The 2,573-nt window shown below is 74.7% G+C and carries 2 protein-coding genes; both read right to left on the minus strand.

Annotation, left to right across the window (positions count from 1 at the left end; genetic code table 11):
- Positions 1-792 (minus strand): condensation domain-containing protein (locus ABD879_RS32415; protein ID WP_345025604.1); only part of this gene is annotated, 792 nt, incomplete at its 3' end.
- The coding region (locus ABD879_RS32420) for a condensation domain-containing protein (RefSeq protein WP_345025605.1) at positions 789-2,573 on the minus strand (1,785 nt) is incomplete at its 5' end. The genes ABD879_RS32420 and ABD879_RS32415, both read right to left, overlap by 4 nt.

The following is a 2,573-nucleotide window of genomic DNA, read 5'->3' on the forward strand; positions in this document are numbered from 1 at the left end:
CTTCCCGACCAGCAGAGCCCACCCAGCCTGCACGACCGTGTTCAGCGTCACCCCGGCACCACGGGCCAGATCGCGCAGCTCGCCGCTGAGCCGGTCGCCCACGTCGACGATGACTTCTTCCGGCATGACCGGGGCCGCGTCCCGGACGGACGGCACGAGCAGGGTCGGTTCCTCGGCTCCGGCGAGCGTCTCGCGCCAGGCGGCCCGCGCGCGGTCCCTGTCCTGGCGGGCGAGCCAGGACAGGTACTCGCGGTAGGGGGTGACGTAGGGCAGCCCGGAGGTGTCGCCGCCCGCCGCGTACACGGCCCACAGTTCCCGCATCAGGATCGGCATGGACCAGCCGTCCATGACGATGTGGTGGACGGTGACGATCAGCCGGTGCCTGGTCTCGCCGAGCCGGACCAGCAGGAGCCGCAGCAGCGGCGGCGCCTCCAGGTCGAAGCGGCGGCTCCGCTCGTCGTCGGCGAGCCGGTCGGCCTCCGCCGACGCGGCGCACGGCGCCCAGCCGGACAGGTCGATCTCCCGCCAGGGCAGCGCCGCACCGCGGATGATCACTTGGACGAGCTGCTGCGATCCGGCGGGCTGGCGGAAGGCGGCGCGCAGGCTGGCATGCCGGTCCAGCAGCGCCGCGAAGGATCGGCGCAGCAGGTCCGCGTCGAGGGGGCCGTCCAGCTCGACGATCTGCTGGACGGTGTAGACGTCGAGGGCGCGCTCGTCGTACAGGGCGTGGAACAGCAGCCCCTCCTGCAACGGCGACAGGGGCCAGACGTCCTCGACCCGCCTCTGCGTCACCGCGTTCCCCTTTCGTCCATGTACTCGGCTTCGAGCTCGTCGATCATGTCCTGGGCCAGCGTCACCAGCGGGAAGTCCGACGGTGTGTGGCCGCCGGCGCCGGTGCCGTCGGTGTGCGCGACGAGGCCGGCGAGCATGGCCGTCCAGCCGGCGGCGAGGGCGTCGGCCTCCGCCTCGTCGAGCAGGCCCTCCGGCCAGCTGAGGGACAGTTCCAGTTCGGGTCCGTGCGGGCGTTCGCGGACCAGGCCGGTGAGTTCCAGGGCGTGCGGGGCCGCCATCGCGGGGTCGGCGCCGCCGCCCTCGCCGATCTGCCGCCAGGCGGTGCGGGCGCCGTTGCCGGTGCCGCCGGTGAAACGGCCGAGGTAGTTGAATCCGATCTGCGGCGCCGGCAGTGCGGCCAGTTCGGCGGCGGTGTCGGGGTTGAGGTGGCGCAGCAGCCCGTAGCCGAGCCCGTCGGACGGCACCGCGCGCAGCTGCTCCTTCACCCTTTTGATCAGCTCTCCGGCGGCCGGGCCGCCGGCGCGCACCTCGGCGGGGTCGATCGGCCCGGCGTCGAGGCGGACCGGATGGGTGCTGGTGAACCAGCCGACGGTCCGGGACAGGTCCATGCCGTCGGACAGGGCGATCCGGCCGTGGCCTTCGACGTCCACCAGGACGCCGCCGGTACCGCGGGTCTCGGTGAGCGCGGCGGCCAGCGCGGCGAGCAGGACGTCGTCCATGCCCGCGTGGAAGGCCGCCGGAACCCGGGTCAGCAGTGCGCCGGTCGTCTCGGGCGGGACGGTCCTCGTCACCCGGCGCATCCGGGCGAGCAGGTCGCGGGCCGGGTCCAGCGGGCGCCCGCCGAGCGGCGGTTCGGGGTGGTCGAGCATCGCCTTCCAGGCGGGCAGCTCGGCGGTCCGCTCGGGGCGCCGCGCCTCGGCGGACAGTGCCAGGGCCCAGCTGCGGAAGGACACCGGCACGGGGTCCAGGGGCTCGTCCGGGTGCTCGTAGGCGTGGGCGAGGTCGGGCAGCAGCACCCGCCAGGACACGCCGTCCACGGCGAGATGGTGGATGACCCACAGCAGCGTGCCCTCGGCGTCGGGGCCCGCGTCGAACCAGACGAGCCGGGTCATCACCCCGGCCGCCGGGTCGAGCCGGGCGCCGGCCAGCTGCAGCCGCTCGGCGACGGCGTGCTCCGACGCTTCGGCCGTGACGCGGTGGACCAGTGCGGCGACGTCCACGGTGCCCGGTTCGGGGATCACCAGTTCCCACGGCTCGTCCAGCCGGGCGCGCAGCATGTCGTGGCGGTCCATGACCGTGCGCAGCGCGGCGATGAGCCGGTCGAGGCTGAGCCCGGCGGGCACGGCCAGCCGCGCGGCCTGGAAGAAGCCGCCTTCCAGGGCGGTGCGCCCCGAGCGTTCGGCCAGGTCGCGCATCACCGGGGTCAGCGGTGCCCGGCCGACCGCCTCGGCCTCGGCCGGGGGCTCCTCGTGGTCGCCGGTGACGGATTCGGCGACGCCGGCGAGCCCGGCGGGCGAGGGGAGCTGGAACACCTGCCTGGTGGTGATCTTCAGGCCGGCGCGGCGGGCCTTGGACACCAGGAGGATCGCGAGGATGGAGTCGCCGCCGAGCTCGAAGAAGGAGTCGTCGGCGCCGACCCGCTCCACGCCGAGCGCCTCGGCGAACAGCTCGCACAGCAGGGCTTCGGTGGGGGTGGCGGGGGCGCGTCCCTCGGCTCGCCCGGTGAAGTCGGGGGCGGGGAGGGCGGTGCGGTCGAGTTTGCCGTTGGCGGTGAGGGGAAG

Origin of the sequence: Actinomadura keratinilytica, assembly GCF_039539665.1 — a bacterium.
GTDB classification, from domain to species: domain Bacteria; phylum Actinomycetota; class Actinomycetes; order Streptosporangiales; family Streptosporangiaceae; genus Spirillospora; species Spirillospora keratinilytica.